Origin of the sequence: Haloarcula mannanilytica (genome assembly GCF_005406125.1) — an archaeon.
Lineage (GTDB): Archaea > Halobacteriota > Halobacteria > Halobacteriales > Haloarculaceae > Haloarcula > Haloarcula mannanilytica.
Genome location: NZ_BIXZ01000001.1, coordinates 201574 through 222831, shown reverse-complemented (window position 1 = coordinate 222831; position 21258 = coordinate 201574). Strand labels below are relative to the sequence as shown.

The 21258-nt window shown below is 64.8% G+C and carries 27 protein-coding genes and 2 tRNA genes; 21 read left to right on the top strand and 8 right to left on the bottom strand.

The features are described 5' to 3' along the window. Window positions 1-52: 52 nt before the first annotated feature. From Harman_RS01065 to Harman_RS01055, 3 genes are all read right to left on the bottom strand, one after another. On the bottom strand, window positions 53-358 hold the full coding sequence (locus tag Harman_RS01065; protein WP_137681978.1) for a hypothetical protein: 306 nt from the start codon (window positions 356-358) through the stop codon (window positions 53-55). Next, window positions 351-1364, bottom strand: coding sequence for a DUF7490 domain-containing protein (locus tag Harman_RS01060; RefSeq protein ID WP_137681977.1), 1014 nt, complete (start codon window positions 1362-1364; stop codon window positions 351-353). Before Harman_RS01060 ends, Harman_RS01065 begins: the two co-directional genes overlap by 8 nt. Before the next feature lie 78 nt (window positions 1365-1442). After that, on the bottom strand, window positions 1443-2225 hold the full coding sequence (locus Harman_RS01055) for a DUF2797 domain-containing protein (RefSeq protein WP_137681976.1): 783 nt from the start codon (window positions 2223-2225) through the stop codon (window positions 1443-1445). 48 nt (window positions 2226-2273) lie between these two features. Here Harman_RS01055 and Harman_RS01050 point away from each other — a divergent pair, with 48 nt between their 5' ends. Next, the gene (locus Harman_RS01050) at window positions 2274-2729 is read left to right on the top strand and encodes a YbhB/YbcL family Raf kinase inhibitor-like protein (protein WP_137681975.1); all 456 of its coding nucleotides are present in this window, start codon (window positions 2274-2276) and stop codon (window positions 2727-2729) included. A gap of 7 nt (window positions 2730-2736) precedes the next feature. Here Harman_RS01050 and Harman_RS01045 read toward each other — a convergent pair whose 3' ends face one another. Then, on the bottom strand, window positions 2737-3663 hold the full coding sequence (locus Harman_RS01045; protein ID WP_137681974.1) for an NAD-dependent epimerase/dehydratase family protein: 927 nt from the start codon (window positions 3661-3663) through the stop codon (window positions 2737-2739). A 117-nt stretch (window positions 3664-3780) separates the two neighbouring features. Between Harman_RS01045 and Harman_RS01040 the strand changes: the two genes are divergently transcribed. The 13 genes from Harman_RS01040 to Harman_RS00980 all read left to right on the top strand — a co-directional run bounded on the left by Harman_RS01040 (window position 3781) and on the right by Harman_RS00980 (window position 13318). Further along, window positions 3781-4443, top strand: a complete 663-nt coding sequence (locus tag Harman_RS01040; protein WP_137681973.1) for a DsbA family protein — start codon at window positions 3781-3783, stop codon at window positions 4441-4443. Continuing rightward, window positions 4440-4982, top strand: a complete 543-nt coding sequence (locus tag Harman_RS01035) for a tRNA (cytidine(56)-2'-O)-methyltransferase (RefSeq protein ID WP_137681972.1) — start codon at window positions 4440-4442, stop codon at window positions 4980-4982. The genes Harman_RS01040 and Harman_RS01035 overlap by 4 nt, the downstream gene beginning before the upstream one ends. Before the next feature lie 55 nt (window positions 4983-5037). Then, window positions 5038-6390, top strand: coding sequence for a sulfatase (locus Harman_RS01030; RefSeq protein WP_137681971.1), 1353 nt, complete (start codon window positions 5038-5040; stop codon window positions 6388-6390). Further along, window positions 6387-6938: a dihydrofolate reductase gene (locus Harman_RS01025; RefSeq protein WP_137681970.1), complete on the top strand. Its 552-nt coding sequence runs from the start codon at window positions 6387-6389 to the stop codon at window positions 6936-6938. The genes Harman_RS01030 and Harman_RS01025 overlap by 4 nt, the downstream gene beginning before the upstream one ends. 95 nt (window positions 6939-7033) lie before the next feature. Further along, entirely contained in the window at window positions 7034-7294 is a 261-nt protein-coding gene (locus Harman_RS01020) for a hypothetical protein (protein WP_137681969.1), read from the top strand. Between the two features lie 113 nt (window positions 7295-7407). Beyond that, the gene (gene tfe / locus Harman_RS01015; protein ID WP_004592762.1) at window positions 7408-7938 is read left to right on the top strand and encodes a transcription factor E; all 531 of its coding nucleotides are present in this window, start codon (window positions 7408-7410) and stop codon (window positions 7936-7938) included. Next, on the top strand, window positions 7938-8609 hold the full coding sequence (locus Harman_RS01010; protein WP_137681968.1) for a DUF2110 family protein: 672 nt from the start codon (window positions 7938-7940) through the stop codon (window positions 8607-8609). Before tfe ends, Harman_RS01010 begins: the two co-directional genes overlap by 1 nt. 9 nt (window positions 8610-8618) lie before the next feature. Continuing rightward, window positions 8619-9401, top strand: coding sequence for a DUF5803 family protein (locus tag Harman_RS01005; RefSeq protein ID WP_137681967.1), 783 nt, complete (start codon window positions 8619-8621; stop codon window positions 9399-9401). Between the two features lie 63 nt (window positions 9402-9464). After that, window positions 9465-10304: an NOP5/NOP56 family protein gene (locus tag Harman_RS01000; protein WP_137681966.1), complete on the top strand. Its 840-nt coding sequence runs from the start codon at window positions 9465-9467 to the stop codon at window positions 10302-10304. Continuing rightward, complete coding sequence (locus tag Harman_RS00995) at window positions 10301-10933, top strand: fibrillarin-like rRNA/tRNA 2'-O-methyltransferase (protein WP_137681965.1); 633 nt, start codon at window positions 10301-10303, stop codon at window positions 10931-10933. The genes Harman_RS01000 and Harman_RS00995 overlap by 4 nt, the downstream gene beginning before the upstream one ends. A 107-nt stretch (window positions 10934-11040) precedes the next feature. After that, window positions 11041-12117, top strand: coding sequence for a glutamate--cysteine ligase (locus tag Harman_RS00990; RefSeq protein ID WP_137681964.1), 1077 nt, complete (start codon window positions 11041-11043; stop codon window positions 12115-12117). An 81-nt stretch (window positions 12118-12198) separates the two neighbouring features. After that, a complete protein-coding gene (locus Harman_RS00985) occupies window positions 12199-12759 on the top strand; it encodes a winged helix-turn-helix domain-containing protein (RefSeq protein WP_137681963.1) in 561 nt (186 codons plus the stop codon). A 70-nt stretch (window positions 12760-12829) separates the two neighbouring features. Beyond that, complete coding sequence (locus Harman_RS00980; RefSeq protein WP_137681962.1) at window positions 12830-13318, top strand: phosphopantetheine adenylyltransferase; 489 nt, start codon at window positions 12830-12832, stop codon at window positions 13316-13318. Here Harman_RS00980 and Harman_RS00975 read toward each other — a convergent pair whose 3' ends face one another. Next, on the bottom strand, window positions 13319-13627 hold the full coding sequence (locus Harman_RS00975; RefSeq protein ID WP_137681961.1) for a transcription initiation factor IIB family protein: 309 nt from the start codon (window positions 13625-13627) through the stop codon (window positions 13319-13321). A gap of 86 nt (window positions 13628-13713) precedes the next feature. Between Harman_RS00975 and Harman_RS00970 the strand changes: the two genes are divergently transcribed. Next, window positions 13714-13798, top strand: a tRNA-Leu gene (locus tag Harman_RS00970). 231 nt (window positions 13799-14029) lie between these two features. Further along, on the top strand, window positions 14030-14218 hold the full coding sequence (locus tag Harman_RS00965; RefSeq protein WP_137681960.1) for a DUF7511 domain-containing protein: 189 nt from the start codon (window positions 14030-14032) through the stop codon (window positions 14216-14218). Window positions 14219-14457: 239 nt separating this feature from the next. On the opposite strand, the gene Harman_RS00960 is transcribed toward Harman_RS00965, so the two are convergent. After that, window positions 14458-14542: transfer RNA gene (locus Harman_RS00960), tRNA-Leu, on the bottom strand. Window positions 14543-14673: 131 nt separating this feature from the next. Between Harman_RS00960 and Harman_RS00955 the strand changes: the two genes are divergently transcribed. Genes Harman_RS00955 through Harman_RS00945 form a run of 3 tightly spaced genes read left to right on the top strand, consistent with a single transcriptional unit; the run spans window position 14674 to window position 16933 of the window. Next, entirely contained in the window at window positions 14674-15177 is a 504-nt protein-coding gene (locus Harman_RS00955; RefSeq protein WP_137681959.1) for a helix-turn-helix domain-containing protein, read from the top strand. A 37-nt stretch (window positions 15178-15214) separates the two neighbouring features. Next, entirely contained in the window at window positions 15215-16342 is a 1128-nt protein-coding gene (locus Harman_RS00950; protein WP_137681958.1) for an acyl-CoA dehydrogenase family protein, read from the top strand. A 48-nt stretch (window positions 16343-16390) separates the two neighbouring features. Continuing rightward, entirely contained in the window at window positions 16391-16933 is a 543-nt protein-coding gene (locus tag Harman_RS00945) for an HAD family hydrolase (protein ID WP_137681957.1), read from the top strand. Here the strand turns inward: Harman_RS00945 and Harman_RS00940 are convergent. Then, the gene (locus Harman_RS00940) at window positions 16912-17139 is read right to left on the bottom strand and encodes a DUF5822 domain-containing protein (protein ID WP_137681956.1); all 228 of its coding nucleotides are present in this window, start codon (window positions 17137-17139) and stop codon (window positions 16912-16914) included. The two genes, Harman_RS00945 and Harman_RS00940, sit on opposite strands and share 22 nt — an antisense overlap. A gap of 97 nt (window positions 17140-17236) precedes the next feature. On the opposite strand from Harman_RS00940, the gene panB reads away from it, so the two are divergent. Further along, entirely contained in the window at window positions 17237-18046 is an 810-nt protein-coding gene (gene panB, locus Harman_RS00935) for a 3-methyl-2-oxobutanoate hydroxymethyltransferase (RefSeq protein WP_137681955.1), read from the top strand. 33 nt (window positions 18047-18079) lie between these two features. On the opposite strand, the gene coxB is transcribed toward panB, so the two are convergent. Further along, window positions 18080-18799 carry a cytochrome c oxidase subunit II gene (gene coxB / locus Harman_RS00930; protein WP_137681954.1) on the bottom strand — a complete coding sequence of 240 codons (720 nt, stop codon included), beginning with the start codon at window positions 18797-18799 and terminating at the stop codon, window positions 18080-18082. Window positions 18800-18972: 173 nt separating this feature from the next. On the opposite strand from coxB, the gene Harman_RS00925 reads away from it, so the two are divergent. Next, window positions 18973-21255, top strand: a complete 2283-nt coding sequence (locus Harman_RS00925; protein ID WP_137683106.1) for a DUF6789 family protein — start codon at window positions 18973-18975, stop codon at window positions 21253-21255. Window positions 21256-21258: the final 3 nt, after the last annotated feature.

Genomic DNA, 21258 nt, shown 5'->3' with positions numbered 1-21258 from the left:
AAGCTCGGAACACTGAAACGACGACTGTGGGTACCTGATATGGACGGCAAGCTCAGGCGAGCCGTCGGACCAGCACCGAGAGGCCGATTCCACAGACGAGCAACACGACGAGGTTGAACGCCGCCTTGAACAGCGGACGGTACCGGTCAGTGACAAACGTATCGATCGTCGAGGACGCGGAGAAGTAGAACTGTAGCGTCGCGATGAGCGCCACGAGCGTGAGGATACCGAACATCGCCCACTGGGCGTAGACGGCTATCGACCGACTGGAGCCGTCTGTATCGGCCTCGTCGCCAGTGTCGCCGGTCTCCGCATCGATGTCCTGTGCCACTGTGTCGGTAGTGGAGGTGTCACTCATTGGTCTGTCTCCGTGCGATGAGAAGGGCGCTTGCGAGAACTGCAAGCAGCCCGATCAGTGCCGTGAATCCGGGGCCATCGGCCGAAGTCTGCGGTGGTTCGTCCATCTCTTGCTCCTCTGGCCGGTCCTGTTCGAAGTCACTGGACTGGAAGCCGACTTCCTGCCTGGTTTCGTTCTCTTGCAGGCGCTCCGTCGGATGGAGGTTCGCCGGCGAACTCTCAGTGCCGATGATGACGCCGTCCGAAACTAGCATGCCGTCGAGCCAGTAGTTGTAGCCGTCAGGCACCGTAAGCTGGGTTCTGACGATCTCTGTCCTGCCGGGGCGAATCTGGCCGACTCGCACGGTCGATTCGTCGGCGATGACGTTCGAATCCGCCTGGCGCGCCCGGAGACGGAGCGACAGGTCCTCAGACGGGTCGTTGCCGGCGTTCGTGACGTACACCGAGACGTTCAGCGTCGTTTGGTTGTCCGAGACGCTGTCGATTCGGTAGGTTATGGAGTCCAGCGGGACGCCCGCGTTCTCGAACCGCTGGAAGGTCACGGAACTGCGGGCGTACGCAGGCGTGAGGGCGTCGACGTTCTGGACCGACTGTCGCCCGGTTTGGACGCGCTCGCCGTCCTCGTAGACGATGGTATCGATCCGATACCCGCCCGCCCGTTCGACCGTGATGTTCGACCGCACCGATACCTCTCGTTCCCCTTCAACCGACCCGACCGTCCGCCGCGTCGTCGTCGCGACGAGGCCGGTGTCCGCGTCGATGGCCCGCGTCTCCACGGTGACGTTCTCGGCGGGGCCGCCGCGGTGGGAGAGCCGCGCGTCGATTGAGAGCGTCACCGTCTGGCCGTCGACGGACGCCGGCTCGATGGTCGTCTCGCGGAGGTCGAGATAGCTCTCGCGAACGTCCTCTCGGGGTTCGGAGAGCGCGCCGGGGACCGCTGTTGCACCGATGAGCATGGCCAGGACGACCACGACCACGCCACCGGTCAGGAGGGTTTCACGTCGCACACGAGGATGGCCAACAGCCGCCACTAAATGTCTTCTGCACGGCCACACGCGGATTACAGCGACGCCGACTGTCCCGCGTTACCCGAACGCCCCGAGACTCGACTGGAGATCGCGGTCGGTCCCGCCGTCTGTGAGTTCATAGCCCACGAGCTGTCGGAGGTCGACGGCGTAGACGCTGCCGTTGTTCTCAAGCACAGCGACCCGTCCCTTCGTCTCCCGAACGGTGCCCGTTGCCAGGGTTTCGGCCATCGGCCGGTCCGAGAGGTCGAGGCCGTATTCGAAGTCGTAGGTCGCCAGCGGGTCGTAGCGCTCACACAGCGACGCCCACCAGTCAGCGTCGACGGACTGGTCGAATCCGGTTATCTTGGTGGGCACTCTAACGCGGTCCCCCAGTTCGGCGGCGATGTCGGCCTCGACTTGCCGGGCGATGCGGCCGTCGGCGACGGTCCGGAGGTGGGCCGCCCTGTCGGCCCCCTGCTCGCGGAGCCGCGTCTCCAGTCGCCAGGAGCGGGTGACGCCGACCTTGACGGTCTTCGGAGCGAACGCCGCCAGATACACCGCGTGCTCCTCGTCGCAGGTGTCGAGTGGCTTGTTGCAGTCCCCGGTACAGCGCGCACACGGCCAGATATCGGTGTGTTCCGGGCAGTACGGCGCGGAGTCGTTGTCGCAGTGAAAATGGCGGTCGCCGTCGATCGCGCCGGCGCAGTGGCGCTCGCCGAGCGTGTAGGAGAGTTCGGTTCCCGGGTCGAGTCGCTCGGTGGAAACGCCCCCGTCCTCGGCTAACAGGAGCCCGGCGTGTTCGTCGACCCGTGCGCGGTAGCCCACGACCTGCACGTCCGGCGGTTCGGCGCGGAGCGGCAAATGGCTGCCGGGACGACGTTTTTGTGTTCGTCTGTCATATATCCGCACATGGCAGACCTACAGCTTCGGAGTCCGGCCTTCGACGACGGCGAGCGCATCCCCGAGGAACACGGCTACTCGGCGGCGAACACGAACCCGCCCCTGGAAATCGAGAACGTCCCGTCGGAGGCGTCGTCGCTCCTGCTCATCGTCGACGACCCCGACGCCGAGGAACCCGCCGGGAAGGTGTGGGACCACTGGGTCGTCTGGGACATGCCGCCAGATATCGGGCAGATTCCGGAGGGCTGGGACCCCAACGAGGCCACAGAGGGACAGAACGACTTTGGCGAGGTCGGCTGGGGCGGCCCCAGCCCGCCGGACCGGGAGCACACCTACCGGTTCCTGCTGTACGCGCTAGATACGACGCTCGACCTCTCGCCGGCCGCGGACAAAGACGACGCCTACGACGCGGCCAGCGGCCACGTCGTCGGCAAAGCGGAACTGACCGGGACGTACCCGGCCTGATCGCCGTTCAGAGTTCTTCGAGCAGTTCCCGTGTCGACTGCCGCACCGCGTCGTCGCTGGACTGTTCCGGTTCCCAGCCCAGTGCCGAGAGCTTGTCGACGGAGAGGCGCATCCGCGGCACATCGCCAGTCCAGCCGCGGTCGCCCCCGGTGTACTCGTAGTCGGGGTCGATACCCATCTCGTCGGCGACGATGCTGGCGATGCGGTCGACCGACGTGGTCGTCCGCGTGCCCAGATTGAACACGTTGTGGTCCTTGTCGGCGTGTTCGACGGCGAACAGCATCGCGTCGATGCACTCGGAGATATGCATGTAGGACTTCTCCTGGCGGCCGTCGCCGAGAATCGTCAGCGTCGACGGGTCCTCGGTGAGCTTCTCGATGAAATCGGGGATGACCGCGCCACGCAGACGTGGACCGACGATGTTGGCAAAGCGGAACACCCACGACTGGATGTCGTGGCTGTGGGCGTACGTCGAGACGAGCGACTCCTCGGCGAGTTTCGTCGCACCGTAGACGCTGATCGGTTCGAGCGGCGCGTAGTCCTCCGGCGTCGGCCGTGGGGCTTCGCCGTATACAGTGGACGACGACGTAAACACGAGGTTCTCGACGCCGGCTTCCTGCATCCGTTCGAGGACGTTGTACGTGATGTCGCTGTTGTCCTCGAACTGTCGGCGAGGGGTGTCCGTGTCGACCAGTTTCGACGCCGCTAGGTGGACGACGAGGTCGACATCGCTCGTGATAGCTTCGGCGACGACGGCGGGATCAGTGAGGTCGCCGTCGAGGTACGTGGCGTCGTCGTGGACCCACTCGGATTGCCCGTTTGATTCGTTGTCGACGACAATAACGTCGTTGTTCGGAACGAGGCGTTCGACCAGATGCGACCCGATAAAGCCCGCCCCACCGGTGACGACTATTCGCTTCTCTGATACGTCCATGGTTGCGATGCTTTCCAGTCGAGAAAAAACGTTGTGGTCGCGGCCGATTACGGCGGCGTCGGTAAGCAAGTAACGGATGACAACGTCGTTTTATAGCTTCCCCTGTGAGTGACGGCTATGACTCGATTCACTCGCCGCGGCGTTCTCTCCGCGACGACGGTGGCCCTCGGCGCGATAGCCGGCTGTTCCGGCGGTAGTTCGGAGGGGGAACCAACCGGAACAACGGAAACGCCGACACCCGTCCCCGGCCAGCCGCTCTCGACGCCGGTCGCAGGCGACCCCGAGGCCGACGTGACGGTCGCGGTGTACGAGGACTACGCCTGCCCACACTGTGCGACCTACTCGGAGTCCGTCTATCCGCAGGTCCGCGAGGACTACCTCACTGACGGGACCATCCGCTATGAGTTCCATGACTTCCCGATTCCGGTCAACGAAACCATCTCGTGGCAGGCCGCCAGTGCCGCACGCGCCGTACAGGACACCGCCGGCGACGAGGCCTACTTCACCTACTCCGAACACCTGTTCGCGAACCAGAATCAACTGGGACCGGACACTTACGCCGACCTCACGGAGGGACTAGATGTCGACGGTGAGACGGTCCGTGCGGCCGCGACGGGGGAGCTGTACCGCCCGACAGTCTCCGGAGACCGCGAGGCCGGTATCGACCGCGGCGTGGAGGGCACGCCGACCGTGTTCGTCAACGACGAGCCCGTCGAGTGGGAGGAAATCGCCTACGAGCCGGTCCAATCAGCCATCGAAGCGGCGCGGAGCGACGGATGAAGGACTCGCCACAGGTGACGGTGCTTCGACTGGGCCACCGGCCCGGCCGGGACGAGCGGATGACGACCCACGTCGGACTGACCGCACGCGCGCTCGGGGCCGACAAGGTCGTGCTGGCAAACGCCGCCCGCAATCAGGCCGACACCGTCATCGACATCACCGAGCGGTTCGGCGGCCCCTTCGACGTGGCCTCGACCGAGGAGCCAAAGCGACTCATCCGCGATTTCGAGGGCAGCGTCGTCCACCTGACGATGTACGGCGAGCCGGTCCAGGACGTGGAGGCCGACGTTCGCGCGGCCCATGCCGAGGAACCGCTGCTGGTCGTCGTCGGCGCTGAGAAGGTCCCCTTCGAAGTGTACGAACACGCCGATTGGAACGTCGGGGTCACCAACCAGCCCCACTCCGAAGTCGCCTCGCTTGCGGTCTTCCTCGACCGCCTGTTCGAGGGCCGGGAACTCGACCGCGAATGGGAGAACCCCGACAGAGTGGTCGTTCCCCAGGAGACCGGCAAGCGCGTCGTCGACCCCGACGAAGAATGATACCCACGCAGTTGTGCCGCGGGCCTTTTAGCCCCGGGCGCTAACTCCCGCGCAGATGTCGCGTCACAACGTGTTGCTCGTCGTCGCCGACAGCCTCCGTGCCCGGAACACCTCCGCCCTGGGCTATCGCCGGGCCACGACGCCCTTTCTCGATGTCTTCGCCGAAGAGGCGACGGTATACGCACAGGCCCGCAGTCCGAGCAACTGGACGGTCCCCAGCCACGTCAGCATGTTCACGGGTCACGAGGCCCACGAACACGGCATCGACCACACCGCCGAACTCGACGCCGGCCACACGATCTTCGAGGAACTGGCTGGTGCGGGCTACAACACGGCGCTGTTCTCCGACAACCCGTTCCTGACCGACCACGAATCAGGGCTTGACGCGGTGTTTCAGACGGCCGTCGGCTCACCCGAGCAGTACGACTCGACCTACGAGACCAACGGCTCGCTCGGCGACTGGCCCAACGGCTTCTGGTACGCCGACCGGACGCTGGAGTGGATCGACGGCCGGGAGAGCGAGTGGGCGGCCTGCGTCAATCTCATGGACACGCACCGTCCATACGAGCCGCTCGCGGAGTACGACGCGTGGAGCGACGAGCGCTCCCGCGAACTGCAGGAGTCGATGGGGTTCAAGTGGCACTGGGAATTCCTCTCCGGGAACCTGTCGCTTGGCTTCGCCGGCATCCTCGAACAGATTTACGACGGCGCGGTCCGGCAGGCCGACGCCATCTTCGAGGCGCTAATTCGCGGGCTGGACGAGCAGGGCGTCCTCGACGACACGCTGGTCGTCTTCGCTGGCGACCACGGCGAGGGCTTCGGCGAACCGGCGGCGATTCCCGAGGAACCGCCGGCCGTCAGCCACCGCATCGGAACCCACGACGCGATGTATCACGTCCCGCTGGTCGTTCGGGCACCGGGCCAGCGCAACGGGCACCGCGTCACTGACCTGGCGACGCTCAGCCGGTTTCCCGACGCAGTCCGGACGATTGCACTCGATGAGGAACACGCGGACGGTCCGGCGTTCGTCCCGCCCAGCGGCCGCGTCGTCGCCTCCCAGGCCCCCATCGGCTCGGCGATGCGCGAGGAAGCTGAGCGAATCTGCGGGGACGCCGCGCCGTTCGCAAAGCACGCCCGCCTCGTCTACCGCGACCGGCCCGGCGACGAGGTCCAAAAGCGGGCGGCTTGGGGCGATGACGCTCACGAGTCGATTGTTCGGGGTCGTGGCGGCACAGCCGAGGACCGCGACATCGACGCCGCCATCATCCGCGATCACTTCGACAGTGAGCGGTACACCAACGTAGACATCGCCACGCCACTGGAGGGCTACACCGAGTTCGAGGACGCGTCCGACACACAGTTTGCCGGGGCGCTCGATGACCGATTAGAGGCGCTGGGATACAAATGACTGCACCCAACACAGAACTGGTCCTCGTGGTCGCCGCCGACGAGAACAACGTCATCGGCCTAGACGGTGGCGTCCCCTGGCACTACCCCGAGGACGTACGGCAGTACAAGGAGCGCATCGCGGGCCATCCAGTCATCCTCGGCCGCCGGACGTTCGAGTCGATGGACCCCCTGCCCGAAAGTTACACCGTCGTTCTGACGAGCGACGACAGCCGGAGCGCCGAAAGTGAGACGGCCGAGTACGTCACCTCACCAAGAGCCGCGGTCGAGGCTGCGGCCCGAGCCGCCACGTCCGAGGGGTTCGACGGCGACGGCGTGGAAGCGAGCGACTCGCCAGTTACCTACGTCATCGGCGGCGAGGCGGTGTACGACCTGTTTCTCCCGTTCGCCGGTCGGGTGTTCCTCAGCCGGATCCACGAGCGCAACGAAGGCGACCGCTACTTCCCGGACTTGGGGGAGGAGTGGACGGAGCTGTCCCGGGAGCCATACGAGGGATTCGACGTTATCGAGTACGAACAGGCGTCGCCGCGGCCGTTCGACGACCTCTGACCGCTATAAACCCCTTCGCGCCCGGATTTGTCACTAATTGGGAAACCATAGCAATTAAAGTAATTCAACTGACTAGTGTATTGTAACAACGCACGATGTTAGACAAAATCAAAGATTCCGTGTCGGACGTGCTCTCTGGTGGGGAGGGGGGATCGGACGACGGACCCCAGACCAGAACGGTGGCCGACAAACGAGCCCGGGCCAAGTCGGCCGATGGTAGCGGGGACGGCAATGGCGCGGTGGCCGACGAACCGGAATCAAACCTCTACGAGTGTCCGTCCTGTGAGGCCGTCTTTGTCGCTATCGACAAGGAGACCTGTGCTTCCTGTCAGACATCAGTCGAACGGATCGAGTGAGCGGACCAGGGACGGTGTGTTCTATGGTTCGCAGTGGAATCTGGCCCCTGATTCACTGTTCGAGAGAGGACGACCCGATGGTTTTAACCACATGACTCCCGGATGTGCGGGTAATGGCTTTTGAGGAACTCTTGGAGGACCCCGTCATACAGAAGTACCTCCACGAGCTGGTCGGACCGAAAGGGATGCCGGTCGCCGCCGCGCCGCCGGACGGCGAAGTGACCGACGAGGAACTGGCCGAGGAGCTCGGGCTCGAACTGAACGACGTGCGCAGAGCGCTGTTTATTCTCTACGAGAACGACCTCGCCACCTACCGCCGGCTCCGGGACGAGGACTCGGGGTGGCTCACGTACCTCTGGACGTTCCAGTACGAGAAGATCCCTGAACAGCTCCAGGAGGAGATGCACCGTCTGCTCGACGGCCTCGAAGAGCGCCGCGAGTACGAGCGGGAAAACGAGTTCTACCTCTGTGAGCACTGCGGCATCCGCTTTGAGTTCGGCGAGGCGATGGAGTTCGGCTTCGAATGCCCCGAATGTGGCAATCAGGTCGAGACGATGGAGAACACCCGGCTCGTCACCGCGATGGAGAACCGCATCGAGGAGCTCAGAGACGAGCTAAACGCCGACGTGGACGTGGAAGCCTGATGGTCGTTCTCGGTACAAAAGTGTACGTCGCCGGCGACGCCCGGGACCGTACGCTCGACGGACTGCGCTCGATGGTCGGCAACGAACTCGGCGACCTCGACGTGGAATACGACATCGGCCTGCGGGACGACGAGTTCCCGTCGGTGACCGTCGACGGTCCCGACGCAACCGTCGCGAAGAACCTGTTGCGCGAGGAGTTCGGCGAGATGGTCGCCGACCACGAGGACGGCGAGACGTACGTCGGCACGCTCGATAGCTGGGACGAGGACGGGTTCGTCCTCGATGTCGGCTTCGGGCAGACGGTCCGGATTCCGGCCGACCAGCTTGGCCTCGGACAGGGGACTCCCAGCCAGATCCGGAAACGGTTCGGACTGGTCCAGCACCTCCCGCTTCGGTTCGTCGCGGGCGATCCTGCACGTCTCGCCGAGGTCGAGCAAGACCGCCTCTACGAGTGGACCCGTGGGAACGGCCGTATCAACGCAAACAGCGTCACGCGCTCGGAAGCGCGCGCGACGGTCAACCGCGCCGGCCACGCCCAGGACATCGTTACTGTCGAACGCATCGGCCTGTTAGAACAGAGCATCATCTGCAACCCGGACACCGACCCGCCGGGGCTGCTCGCCGACATCGGGCAGTACATGCCGTCAGAGTTGCTGGCAATCGTGCCCTGACTTTCAGCAATGAAACGCCGCCATCTCCTGTTGGTCGCCGTTCTCGCACTGGTCGCCCTCTCGGGCTGTACCGGCTTCTTCGGCTCCAATGAGGTCGACCCGGAGCGGCTGAACGAGAACGCGAGCTACGACTGGAACACCTCCGCCGACGGGACAATCGTCATCGAAGAGTCGAAATACACCGCCGTCTACGCCGTCGAAAACGAGTCGTCGTTCGACGTGTACACCGTTGACGGTCTCGGCCGCGAGCGAAGCGTCCCCATCAGTGCGCTCCGGTTTAGATACGACAACGGGACAGTCGTCAGCGCCGCTGAATCCTCGCTTTCCGCCTCGGAGAGCCGCCAGCGAACGACCATCTCCTTCCCCGGCAACGTCTCCGGGAAGGTCGGGTACTCCGTCGCCCGGACCGGCAAACGCTTTGGCTCCCCGACACTCGGCGGGGAGGGGTCGTACACGGTCGTGCTTCCGCCCAACACCGGGGCCGGTATTCCGTTCCTCTCGCGGATCAGTCCAGGCGGCTACGAGTCCGAGACCGTTGACGGCCAGCAGGTGATCCGCTGGGACGAGGTGACCTCGGATCAGATAATCGTTCGCTACTACCTCGACCGCGACCTCTGGCTGTTCGGCGGTCTGTCGGCTATCGCCATCACTATCGGTATCGTAGGGACGCTGTACTACTACCGACAGCTACAGGCAGTGATTCGCCGGCGCAAGGAGGCAGGCATCGACCTCGAAGAGGAGGACGATGACGACGACCCGCGGGACCGCGGCCCGCCGCCGGGCATGCGCTGACCACTACTCTGTACCGCGGGACTAACCGGGTCACTTTTTCGCGTCGGGCGTGCACACACGGCTATGAGCAACGGGTGGTTCGCCGGGCTGGACCCGGACGACGACGCGGCCGCTGTCGAACAGATAGCGGCTGGGCGAGCCGACGCGCCGGAAGACTGGCCAGTGCAGGCCGTCGAGACCGGGTTCGCCGACGACGAGGCGGACTACTACGACCGCCTGCACGAGGTGACGATGGCGGCCACCGGTGCAGCGGTCGCCGAACAGGAGGGCGCTGACGACCAGCAACTCGTCCACGCCGTCCGGGCAATGGCCGACTGCGAACGGACGGCCAACGAACTCGCCGAGCGGGTCGCCGAATGGGGCGGGAGCCGACACGGCGACAGCGGGAGCGGCGTCGAGTACGCCCGCTCGCTGGCCGACCGGGACGACGAGGACGAGGGCGACCGGGCGCTCCGGGCACTCGCCGAGCAGACGGCCGATCTGGCCGACGAAGCGGATTCACTGCGGACGTACATCGAGCGGACCGCGCCCGCCGTCGCGCCGAACCTCTCGATGCTGGCCGGGCCGGTGCTTGCGGCCCGCCTCGTCTCGCTGGCCGGTGGACTCGAAGCACTGGCGAAGAAACCCAGCGGGACGGTCCAGGTGCTGGGCGCGGAAGACGCGCTGTTTGCCCACCTCAAAGGGAATGCGCCGTCGCCGAAACACGGCGTCATCTTCACCCACGAGTACGTGCGTGGGACCCGCCGGGAAGACCGCGGGTCGGCGGCACGAGCACTCGCGGGGAAGCTCTCGATTGCCGCCCGTATCGACCACTACAGCGGCGACCGCCGACCGGAACTCCAGGCGGAACTCGACGAGCGCATCGAGCGGATTCAGGCACGCGCCGAGGAGGGCGACGAATGACGCTCCCGACTGGCGTCGAGCGCCACGACTTCGACGGTGAGACGAGCCTCGCCACGCAGGGACAGCCGGTGTACGGCGAGCGGACAGACGGCGACTGGCGACGGTGGGACCCCCACCGCTCGAAACTCGGCGCGATGCTCGAACACGGGATGGACACTGGCCTCGATGGCGACGAGACCGTCCTATACCTCGGCGCGGCGGCCGGGACGACCGTGAGCCACGTTGCCGATTTCAGCGGCCCGACCTACGCCGTCGAGTTCGCGCCTCGGCCCGTGCGGGAACTGCTGGACGCAGCCGAGAGCCGACGGAATCTCTTCCCACTGCTGAAAGACGCGCGCAAGCCCGAGCGCTACGCGCACGTCGTCGAACCGGTCGATGTCGTCGTGCAGGACGTGGCGACCAGAGGCCAGGCCCGCGTGGCGACACTCAACAAGCGGTTCCTGTCCGACGACGGGCGGCTGCTCGCAGCCATCAAAGCCAGGAGCGAGGACGTGACTGCCGACCCCGACGCCGTGTTCGACAGCGTCCGAGAGGAACTCAGTTCGGCGTACGAACTGCTTGAGACGGCGCGGCTGGACCCATACCACGAGGACCACCTCGGCATCGTGGCCCGGCCCCGAGACGACTGACAGGGACCGCGCTGACCGCGGGCACGCACCCGGCACTGATCGCAGTTGTGCAGGCCGAGCGGGCGGGGACGGAAGGCTTTACCGGGTCGATTCCGATGTGCTGATTAATGGACGCGACGGGTTCTGCCGAGAATTTTACCCACATGGGGACCCTCGGCATCGAAGAGGAGTTCTACGTCGTCGACGAGTTCGGTCGCCCGACATCTGGCACGGACGAACTCGTCTACGAGACGGAGCCGCCGGCGATTCTCGACGGGCGGCTCGACCACGAACTGTTCAAGTGTGTCATCGAGACACAGACGCCGCGCATCGACGACCCGGCGGACGCCGGCGAACACCTCCGGTCGGTCCGGGACGCGCTGGTCGAACACGCCGAAGCGAACGGGTTCGGCATCGCCGCGGCGGGCCTGCACCCGCTGGCGAAGTGGCGCGAACTCGAACACGCCGAGAAGCCCCGGTACAAATCCCAACTTGACCGGATTCAGTATCCACAACACCGCAACACGACCGCGGGCCTCCACGTCCACGTCGGCGTCGACAATGCCGACAAGGCCGTCTGGGTGGCGAACGAACTCCGCTGGCACCTTCCGCTGATGCTCGCGCTGTCGGCGAACTCGCCGTACTGGAACGGCTTCGACACCGGCCTCCAATCCGCCCGCGCGAAGATATTCGAAGCCCTGCCCAACACCGGGATGCCGACGGCTTTCGACGATTACGACGCCTTCGAGGCCTACGAACAGCGGATGCTCGAAACGGGAAGCATCGATGACCGCGGCGAACTCTGGTTCGATGTGCGACCGCATTCGGGTCATGGCACCGTCGAGGTGCGCGCCCCGGACGGGCAGGCCGATCCAGACCGGGTGCTGGCCTTCGTCGAGTACGTTCACGAGCTCGTCATCGATCTCGCCGAGCGCTACGAGGACGGCGAGTCCGGTCGCCGCCTCCGCCGGGAGTTCCTCGATGAGAACAAGTGGCGCGCGATTCGCCACGGCCAGTCCGCGGAGCTGCTGTCCCGTGACCTTTCGACCACGCGTTCGGTCGAGGACTTGGTCGAGATGGAGAGTGACCGCCTGGGTATCGACGGGCTGTGGGACATTTACGACCGTGAGAGCGGAGCCCAGCGACAGCGCCGGCTCCGTACGGAAGACGGCGTCATGGCACTCGCCGACTCGCTGCGGTTGTAGCCGCTCAGCGGCAATGACGGGCGGCGAATCGTGCCAAGGGTTTTTATCCAGCTGTAGCTTTTGTCCTCACAGAGACAACGCATGTCCCCAGACGATAGAGACCACGACGACCCCGAGGACACAGACGTTCGTGAGCGAATCGAACAGGAGGCGGACCGCGCGGTCGAGCAGTTCGACGAGGGTATCGTCGACTTGTTGGCGTGGGTTCTGGATACGGAGACGCGGGCACGGATCTACGTCCACCTGCGGCAACATCCCGAGAGCACGAGCGAGGAAATCGCCGAGGGCACCGGCCTCTATCCCAGTACGGTTCGGGAGGCCTTAGCCGCCCTCACCGACGAGGAAGTGGTGACCCGACAGAAACGCGAGAGTGACGGCGCGGGCAACAACCCCTACGAGTACAGCGCTATCTCACCGAGTGACCTCGTCAACACCATCGTCGGCGATATCCAGTCGGAACTGAACACAGTGTTCAATCTCGACGACCACATCGGCGGGGGCGAGACGACGCTGGAACCCGATGACGAGCCCGTGACGATTTCGGTCGAGGACGCGGACGACGATCCATCCGACACCGACACGGATGCAAACAAGGGCGCTGACGACGTGGGCGCGGGCGAAGACGAAGACGACGACGTGTAGTCAACGTCGGCTCCGGCGAGCCGTTCCGTGATTCGATATTACTAAACCTGCCCGTGCCGTTCCCCGGGATATGAATGTCGCGCTGGGGGGAACGTTCGACCCGATCCACGACGGGCATCGCGCGCTGTTCGAACGCGCATTCGAACTCGGGGACGTGACAGTCGGACTCACCAGCGACGACCTCGCGCCGAAGACGCGCCACGACCAGCGACACGTTCGGCCGTTCAGCGAACGGAAATCCCGACTCGCCGACGAACTCTCCGTACGCGCCGCCGAACACGACCGCGAGTGGGAGGTCCGGGAACTCACGGAACCGACGGGTATCGCCACGGAACCCCAGTTCGACGCGCTCGTCGTCTCGCCCGAGACGGAGACCGGCGGCCGCCGCATCAACGAAATCCGCGAGGAGCGGGGCCACGACCCGCTCGAAATCGAAGTCGTTCCGCACGTCTATGCCGATGATGGCGACATCATCTCCTCGACCCGCATCGTCAAGGGCGAAATCGACGAACACGGAAATCTCACGCCGAACCGCACCGGCCGCGAAAACATCTCGTAACTACCAGCCCGGCGCTTCGAGTCCGGCCGTCTCCAGTAAGTCCTTCCAGCGCTGTTGAATCGTCAACCGAGATACACCCGTCGCCTCCGCGACAGCGGACTGTGACCGCTCCTCGTCGGCGACCAGCGCGCCGACGTACACGCTCGCCGCCAGCGTCGCCTGCTTCGACCGATCCTCGTCCGGAACCGTCGAGAGGAACAGGTCGACCGCGTGGGACCGCGCCTCGGTTCCGAGGTCGAGTCTGTCTGCCGCCGCCTCGATGTCGGCGAGCCACTCGTCGTGCTCGATTCGGTCACTCGCGCGGTACATACCAGTCCGTTGGCCCCCACCGTACCTAAACCTTCGTCGCCTGCAAGCGAAGGCTTCTTGACGCCAACGCGGATACCGACTGGTGCGCGCGGGTTGCCGAGCCAGGCCAAAGGCGTAGCGCTTAGGACGCTATCCCGTAGGGGTCCGCCGGTTCGAATCCGGTCCCGCGCACTTCTCGACTCGAACAACGTGTGAGAGTCGTGAATGCGGAATGAGGATTCGAAGCACGGAACGAGCGAACGGAGTGAGCGACGTTCAGGCGGTTCGAATCCGGTCCCGCGCATATTCTGTCCGAACGATAGTATAGTCAGGCTTGGACCCGACAATCCTGATTCTCACCATGCAGGAATCACGACTGCCGCTTATGGTTGGAGTCCTCGTTTATCGACACGAGAGACCGAAATGTCAGTGTACGACCTGCGCCGTGACTCGTCTGCCCGCCCCGCGAAATCGACTCGCTTGGACTGTGCGGTCGACGACGAGGACAACCCGACCCAGCTCACCGTCTTCAGCGACCGGGACCACGAGCTACCGACCCACTGGATTTCAGTCGACATCGACCACGCAGTCGCGCTCGATGAGATGCGGTGAGCGAGGCGTGGACCTTTAGATCGGTCTGTTTGTCGATTTTTGACGGATAGAGAACTGTCTGGAAGCGTCGCGTCCGAAGTAAGTTTGCGTGGGTGCAGTCCCAAGGGAATGCACCGGCGCTCAGGAGAAATGCGTGGGACCGGATTCGAACCGCCTGAACTCGGTCGCTTCGCTCCCTCGTTCCGTGCTTCGAATCCTCAATACGGTTTTGTCACTCGCGAGCTTGCTTGTGACAAAAATGCGTGGGACCGGATTCGAACCGGCGGACCCCTACGGGACAGCGCCCTCAACGCTGCGCCGTTGGCCTGGCTTGGCTACCCACGCGCGCTCTTGCTGAGTGCATTCAATCGTTCCCGGTGGGTCAATAAAAGCGCTTTCGTTTGGGCGCGCCCCGGGAGGGTGTGTCACTCCCTCGAACCGGACGTTTGAAATATCACGAAACCGCTACGGGGGGCATGGCCAAATACTCGACCGGCAGTGGCGGCGACAGCGCCGGCGGGAGCTGTGAGCTCTGCGGTAGCGACAGCGGCGACCTACAGACCGCTAACGTCGCTGGGGCGTCCCTGCAGGTGTGTGACAGCTGTGCGCGTGACCACGGGGAGAACGAGCGGACGACAGGGGGCGACAGCTCGCGCGACGACCAGAACCGGAAACGGAAGGCTGCACAGAACACGGCGAAAATACAGGACGCACAGAAAGCGGATTCCTCCCACTGGGAGGATGGCGCGGACTACGACGACGACCAGCTCCCGTATCTGGTCAAGAGCTACGGCGAGCGCGTGACGGAGGCGCGCCAGGACGAGGGGCTCCAGACCGGTGAACTCGCCGAGGAACTCGACCTCGACGAAGCGGATATCCTCGCTGTCGAGCAGGGTCGGGCGACGCAGGCGAACGTCGGCGGCTCGGTCATCAAAGCCCTGGAGGAGTACCTCGACATCGAACTCGTCGAATCGCGCTGACCCCGAAGATTTTGCCGCCGCCGGTGTAACGGTCGGTATGGACCTCTCCGCCGAACAGCGCGCTATCCGGGACACCGTCAGGGAGTTCGCTGTCGAGGACATCCGTCCGACAGCCGCTGCTGCGGACCGCGAACAGTCCTTTCCCGAGGATTGCTGGGACGGGCTCGCGGACATCGACATCACCGGGCTGACGACGCCGGCCGAGTACGGCGGCTTCGACGCGGACAAACCGACGTACGCGCTGGTCAACGAGGAACTCGCCTACGGTTCCCTCGCCGTCGCGACGGCGCTGTCGGTCCACTGTCTGGCGACCTCCTGTATCGCGCAGTTCGGCTCCGAGGCGGTGAAAGACGACTGGCTCCCGGAGATGGTCGACGGGCGGCCGGTCGGGGCGTTCGCGCTCTCGGAGCCACAGGCGGGGTCGAACCCGCGGGAGATGTCGACTACCGCCCGTCGGGACGGCGACGAGTACGTCATCGACGGCGAGAAGCAGTGGATTACCAACGGCGAACGGGCCGGCGTCGTCATCGTGTTCGCAAAGAGCGACCCCGAGGATCCGGACTCGATAACGCAGTTTCTCGTGCCGAAAGACACTGCAGGGCTTACGGTGGGCGAGAAAGAGGACAAGCTCGGCCTCCGAGCGAGCGATACGACCCCACTCCAGTTCGACGACGTTCGGGTCCCCGAACGGTATCGGCTGACCGAGGAAGGTGAGGGACTGGCCGCGGCGCTGTCGATTCTCACCACCGGACGGGTCGCCATCGCCGCACAGGCCGTCGGGCTCGCACAATCAGCACTCGACGAGGCGCTGGACTACGCGCAGGAGCGCGAGCAGTTCGACCAGCCCATCAGCGAGTTCCAGTCGATTCGACACAAACTGGCCGATATGGCGACGAACGTACAGGCGGCCCGGCTGCTGACGTGGGACGCCGCACAACAACTGGAGCGCGGGGAGCGGGCGAGCGCGGCGGCGAGCATGGCGAAGTACTTCGCGAGCGAGACGGCGGTCGACGTAGCCAACGAGGCGATCCAGATCCACGGCGGCTACGGCTACACGACGGACTACCCCGTCGAGCGCTTCTACCGCGATGCGAAGGTGACGACCATCTACGAGGGGACCAGCGAGATTCAGCAAAACATCATCGCGCGGGACTTGCTGGAGTGAGTCGGCCGGGGCGAAGCGGTTTTGCGGGCGTCGACCCTATTACCGGGCGTGACACACGACGCCGTCATCTACGACCTGGACGGGACGCTCGTCAGGCTGGCAGTCGACTGGGACACCGTGGCTGAAGACGTTGCGACAGTGCTCCGCGACCGGAACGTCGACCCCAGAAGCCGTGGCCTGTGGGATATGCTGACGCTGTCCTCCGAAACCGGCCACCGTGACGCCGTCGAAGCGGCGATCACCGACTACGAGCGGACCGGCGCGCGTGACTCAGAACGGCTGCCACTCGCCGACGGCCTCCCCCACAGCGTCCCCGTCGGCGTCTGCTCGCTCAACGCTGAGGAAGCCTGCCGGGAGGCCCTGGCGGTCCACGACCTCGACAGTTACGTCGGCCCGGTCGTCGGCCGCGACACAGTCGGGTCCTCGAAACCGGACCCGGAGGGATTGCTGGCGATTGCCGATGAACTCGGTGTCGTCCCCGAAACGACGGTGTTCGTCGGGGATTCAGAGAGCGACGCAACGGCCGCCCGGCGGGCCGGGATGGCCTTCGAGTGGGCGAGCGAGTTCGATCAGGCCCGGTACCGCGCGTAGAGATAGACGCAAATAGCCGTCAGGAGCCAGATGAGCGCGCCGACGCGGACCGCGAACATCGCCCGCGCGGTCCAGGTCGGGAGCGTGACCGCGGTCGATGCGAGCACGACGAGCGGCGAGCCGACGAGTATCGTCGTCACGAACGTGACCTGCATCACCCACCCGAAGTCCACGCCGTCGGGGTCCGTCTTCTCGACTGTTGGCACGAACGGTGTTTCTGCTAGCTGTGGCAAGCCCCTTGCGGTTTCCCACACAAACCAGGGAACCCGAACAGGTAAGGGGCAGGCGCGCCCCCGCTCGGACATGCCAACGGTCCGGGATCTGCAGGCGATGGCCGGCGAAAAGCCGATCACGATGCTGACAGCGTACGACGCCGTCACCGCGAGCATCGTCGACGACACGGGTGTCGATGTCATCCTCGTCGGCGACAGTATGGGAAATGCCGTCCTCGGCCACGAGGACACACTCCCGGTCACGCTCGACGAGATGGCCTCCCGCGTCGGGGCCGTCGCGCGCGGCGCGGACGACGCCCTGGTCGTCGCCGACATGCCGTTTCTCTCCTTCGGCGCGGACGAAAGCGAGAGCGTCAAGAACTGTGGCCGGATGCTGAAAGAGGAGGGCGCGAATGCGGTCAAGCTCGAATCCGGGCCACACACGGTCGACCTGACCGAGCGGCTGACGGACCTCGGCATCCCGACGATGGCCCACCTCGGACTCACGCCCCAGAGCGTCAACCAGACCGGCTACACCAGACAGGCGACTGCCCGCGAGGACGCCGAAGAAATCCTTGACCTCGCCTGCGAACACGAGGACGCCGGCGCGTTCGCGCTGGTGCTCGAACACATCCCGGCCAACCTCGCCGCCAAGGTCACCGACGCCGTCGACATCCCGACTATCGGCATCGGGGCTGGCGGCGACTGCGACGGGCAAGTGCTCGTGTTCACCGACGTGGTCGGCCTCTCCGAATCCAGCCCGCCCTTTGCCGAGCAGTTCGGCGACGTTCGCGGCGAGGTCGAAGACGCTGTCGACGAGTACATTGACGCCGTCGAATCGGGCGAGTTCCCGGCCGAGTCCCACAGCCACACGGAAGACGAACTCGACGACCTGTACTGACGCCCTCGCAAAAACAGCCCGCGCCGACCGTCCCTAACCGGCTGTAGCCGTCTGATTCTCCATCCAGGCGTCGTAGGCGGACCGGTTCTTGACGACGACAGTGGCGTTCATCTTGCTGTGGCCGGCCCCGCACATCTCGGCACAGTACAGCCGGTACTCACCGGGTTCGGTCGCGTGCGTTCGGGCCGTCATCGTCCGACCGGGGAAAATGTCTTGCTTGACGCCCAGTTGCGGGATGTAGATGGCGTGTATCACGTCCGTGGTCCGCAGCCTGAACGTGACGTTCTCATCGGCCGGCAGCACCAGTCGTTCCTCAGTCGTGACGTTCGCCTCGCCGTATGAGAACTCCCACCCCCACTGGTAGGCGAGCACGTCTATCTCCGTGTCATTCGCGAAGGCGTCACCGTCGGTTGACGCCTGGGCTGCCGCGGGCGTGATGTAGGGGTTTGCCATCACCACGAACGCCGAGACGCCGACGAAGACCAGTATCGCTCCCGTGGCGGCGGTCCAGGTCACCTCTAGCGCCGGGTCGTCGACCGTCGGCTGCGGGTTGTCATTGTTCCGGAACCGATAGATGGCGTACACGAGCGTGAGTTCGACGAACAGCGTCAACGGAAGGGCGACGTACAGGAGTTGCGCGTTGAGTTCGTCGATAGCGGCCCTGTTGACTGATTGTGCGGCGGCTGGAGCGGCCAGCAGCGAGAGTCCGATGGCAAGCACACACAGCCTGAGGACATGCCGTCGGCGACCCATTACAACGGTGTTCTAAGCCCGCTGTCAAATAAGTTAGCAGTAGTTTACTATTAAGGCCGGAACGCACATGTGCGGGCTCGCCACGCACTTTTATAATCATTCCACTGTCATTCGAAGGTAATGGTCGCCTGGACCGGGACGACGACTGTGTGCCTGCGTCGACTCGCGGACAGATGCTGAACAGAGCTATCGTCGAGGGGACTGTCTTGGGTATGCTGGCATTGACAGTGCTTTTCGTGTGGGTTCGTGAGCGTCGCAAGGCTCGCCCAGAGAGCGACGGCGGCTACACGACACGGGAGGAGATCAAATTCGAAATCGGCCGCATCCAGTCCGAGGTGTACCGCTGGCTGACGACGACAAACCACCGGGACATCGGCCTGCTCTACATCGCCTTCGGCACGGCCGCCGGACTGTGGGGCGGCGTCGACGCGATGATGCTCCGGACGGAACTGCTGACGCCGCCGGCGGACATCTGGACGCCGGAGACGTACAATGCCCTGTTTACCACCCACGGCCTGACGATGCTGATATTCTTCGTCCTCCCCGTCTTCTTCGGCATCGGGAACTACGTCCTGCCGCTGCTCATCGGGGCCGACGACATGGCGTTCCCGCGGGTCAACGCCATCGGGTTCTGGCTCCTGCCGCCGGCGCTCATCATGGTCAGACTGGGACTCATGATGCAGGTCCTCGGGCAGGTGCTGAATCTGTTCGTCCCGCAGGATGCCATTCGGTTTTTCCTCACGATGCGTGAGGTGAGCATCGGCTGGACGCTGTACGCACCGCTGTCGGTCCAGCAGCCAAATCCACAGATAGATATGCTGTTGCTCGGTCTGCACCTGAGCGGCATCGCCACCACGGTCGGGGCCATCAACTTTATCGCCACAATCGTCTACGAGCGCGGCGAGGGTGTCACCTGGGCGAACCTCGACATCTTCTCGTGGAACATGCTCGTCACCAGCGGCCTCGCGCTGTTCGCGTTCCCGCTGCTGGGGAGCGCGCTGGTCATGCTCCTGCTGGACCGCAACCTCGGGACGGCGTTCTTTGCCACGGAAGGCGGGGGCGCGATCCTCTGGCAACACCTGTTCTGGTTCTGGGGTCATCCGGAGGTGTACATCCTCTTTCTCCCGGCGACGGGGCTGATGAGCACCATTCTGCCGAAGTTCGTCGGCCGGAGACTCTTTGGCTACCAGTTCATCGTCTACTCGACGCTGGGACTGGGGGTTCTCTCCTTTGGCGTCTGGGCGCATCACATGTTCACGACGAGCGCGGACCCGCGGGTCAAACTCTCCTTTATGGCCGTCTCCATCGCCATCGCCGTCCCCAGCGCCATCAAGATATTCAACTGGATCACGACGATGTGGCAGGGAGATATCCGCCTGTCCGCCCCGTTTATCCTCTGTGCCGGCGGCATCGGGACGTTCATCATCGGTGGCGTCACCGGCGTGTTCCTCGCCGTCATCCCCATCGACATCCTCTATCACGGCACCTACTACGTGGTCGGGCATTTCCACCTCATCGTCGTTGGCATCATTCCGTTCCTGATGATCGCCGCGAGCTACTACTGGTATCCGCTCATCACCGGCCGCTGGTACGACACGCGGCTGGCGAAGTTCCAGGCGCTGCTGATCGTCTTTGGCTCGTTCGTGACGTTCATGACACTCCTTGTCATCGGCGGGCTGGGACTCCCGCGGCGGCAGGCCATCTACCCACCGGAGTACCAGTTCGCCCAGCAGATCGCGACCGTGGGCGGGTACGTCATCGGGCTGAGCGCCCTGCTGTGGCTCTACAACATGCTCGTCTCCTACTGGCGTGGCTCGCCGGTGGCGACGACGGACCCGTGGGGGCTGAAAGCGACGAACCAGTTCACCCGCGAGTGGCAGTGGTTCGAACAGCGCATGATAGACAGGTACGACATGGAACCGACCGAACCCGAGACGACGCGGCGCTCCTACGCGCCGGAGGGTGTGCCGACCGGGCTGGCCGGCGGCGTCGGAACTGTCGCCCAGACCGTCTCCCGGAACGCCTGGATGGCCGCAGCGGGCGGATTCGTCGGGACAGTCCTGATGAGCGGCGGGCTCATCACGGCGATACTCATCGGCGTCCTCGACCCGGTTTCCTTCGGCGAGATCGCCGAGTTGGTCGGGCTGCCCGCGAGTCCAGCCATCGGGGCCGCCCTGTTCCTCGTCGGCGGAACCGTCACCTGGCCGCTGATCTTCCTCGCGTTCTCGGACTACCTCCCCGGTCGGCTGCTGTTCGAAACCGGACTGGTGTTTGCGACAATAATTTCGAGCGGATTCGCCATCGCCTTTTACACCGGCCAGAGTGGGCTCGCCTTCGTCGGCTATCTCGCGTTCGTCCTCGTCTCCCACTGGGCGTACGGCATCGGGCTGACCGTGACTTTCCAGTATCTCAAGTCGGACGAGGCACTTCGGACCCGGACCAGCGGGGGCGGATAACAG

Coding starts and splice junctions, on each gene's coding strand:
- Harman_RS01030 (WP_137681971.1), top strand. CDS start 5,038: ATGTCGCGTCACAACGTGTTGCTCGTCGTCGCCGACAGCCTCCGTGCC.
- Harman_RS00995 (WP_137681965.1), top strand. CDS start 10,301: ATGACGCTCCCGACTGGCGTCGAGCGCCACGACTTCGACGGTGAGACG.
- Harman_RS00975 (WP_137681961.1), bottom strand. CDS start 13,627: ATGTACCGCGCGAGTGACCGAATCGAGCACGACGAGTGGCTCGCCGAC.
- Harman_RS01040 (WP_137681973.1), top strand. CDS start 3,781: ATGACTCGATTCACTCGCCGCGGCGTTCTCTCCGCGACGACGGTGGCC.
- Harman_RS00990 (WP_137681964.1), top strand. CDS start 11,041: ATGGACGCGACGGGTTCTGCCGAGAATTTTACCCACATGGGGACCCTC.
- Harman_RS00965 (WP_137681960.1), top strand. CDS start 14,030: ATGTCAGTGTACGACCTGCGCCGTGACTCGTCTGCCCGCCCCGCGAAA.
- Harman_RS01020 (WP_137681969.1), top strand. CDS start 7,034: ATGTTAGACAAAATCAAAGATTCCGTGTCGGACGTGCTCTCTGGTGGG.
- Harman_RS01025 (WP_137681970.1), top strand. CDS start 6,387: ATGACTGCACCCAACACAGAACTGGTCCTCGTGGTCGCCGCCGACGAG.
- panB (WP_137681955.1), top strand. CDS start 17,237: ATGCCAACGGTCCGGGATCTGCAGGCGATGGCCGGCGAAAAGCCGATC.
- Harman_RS01050 (WP_137681975.1), top strand. CDS start 2,274: ATGGCAGACCTACAGCTTCGGAGTCCGGCCTTCGACGACGGCGAGCGC.
- Harman_RS01065 (WP_137681978.1), bottom strand. CDS start 358: ATGAGTGACACCTCCACTACCGACACAGTGGCACAGGACATCGATGCG.
- Harman_RS01010 (WP_137681968.1), top strand. CDS start 7,938: ATGGTCGTTCTCGGTACAAAAGTGTACGTCGCCGGCGACGCCCGGGAC.
- Harman_RS01045 (WP_137681974.1), bottom strand. CDS start 3,663: ATGGACGTATCAGAGAAGCGAATAGTCGTCACCGGTGGGGCGGGCTTT.
- Harman_RS01005 (WP_137681967.1), top strand. CDS start 8,619: ATGAAACGCCGCCATCTCCTGTTGGTCGCCGTTCTCGCACTGGTCGCC.
- Harman_RS00985 (WP_137681963.1), top strand. CDS start 12,199: ATGTCCCCAGACGATAGAGACCACGACGACCCCGAGGACACAGACGTT.
- Harman_RS00955 (WP_137681959.1), top strand. CDS start 14,674: ATGGCCAAATACTCGACCGGCAGTGGCGGCGACAGCGCCGGCGGGAGC.
- Harman_RS00980 (WP_137681962.1), top strand. CDS start 12,830: ATGAATGTCGCGCTGGGGGGAACGTTCGACCCGATCCACGACGGGCAT.
- Harman_RS00950 (WP_137681958.1), top strand. CDS start 15,215: ATGGACCTCTCCGCCGAACAGCGCGCTATCCGGGACACCGTCAGGGAG.
- Harman_RS00925 (WP_137683106.1), top strand. CDS start 18,973: ATGCTGAACAGAGCTATCGTCGAGGGGACTGTCTTGGGTATGCTGGCA.
- coxB (WP_137681954.1), bottom strand. CDS start 18,799: ATGGGTCGCCGACGGCATGTCCTCAGGCTGTGTGTGCTTGCCATCGGA.
- tfe (WP_004592762.1), top strand. CDS start 7,408: ATGGCTTTTGAGGAACTCTTGGAGGACCCCGTCATACAGAAGTACCTC.
- Harman_RS01035 (WP_137681972.1), top strand. CDS start 4,440: ATGAAGGACTCGCCACAGGTGACGGTGCTTCGACTGGGCCACCGGCCC.
- Harman_RS01000 (WP_137681966.1), top strand. CDS start 9,465: ATGAGCAACGGGTGGTTCGCCGGGCTGGACCCGGACGACGACGCGGCC.